This is a genomic window from Nocardia sp. AB354, assembly GCF_049538315.1.
Taxonomy (GTDB): Bacteria; Actinomycetota; Actinomycetes; order Mycobacteriales; family Mycobacteriaceae; genus Nocardia; species Nocardia nova.
Genome location: NZ_JBMVFU010000093.1, coordinates 1 through 310 on the forward strand (window position 1 = coordinate 1; position 310 = coordinate 310).

The window sequence follows — 310 nt, forward strand, 5'->3', positions numbered from 1 at the left end:
CCTCGACTACACCTCCAGTGGATCCGGTGCCGGTCTCAACGACTTCTTCGGCGGCCAGACCGATTTCGCCGGCTCGGACTCCCCGCTCGACGCGGCCAAGGGCGAGTACGACAAGGCGCAGGCCCGGTGTGGTTCGCCCGCGTGGAACCTGCCGACCGTGTACGGCCCCATCGCGATCACCTTCAACGTGCCCGGCGTCGACCACCTCGCCCTCGACGGGCCGACGGCGGCCAAGATCTTCAACGGTCAGATCACCAAGTGGAACGACCCGGCGATCGCGGCGCTCAACACCGCGAGCACACTCCCGGAT

Annotated in this window: 1 protein-coding gene; it reads left to right on the plus strand. The window is 67.7% G+C overall.

Annotation, left to right across the window (positions count from 1 at the left end):
* The coding region (locus ACPCUW_RS35240) for a substrate-binding domain-containing protein (RefSeq protein WP_423429707.1) at window positions 1–310 on the plus strand (310 nt) is incomplete at both ends.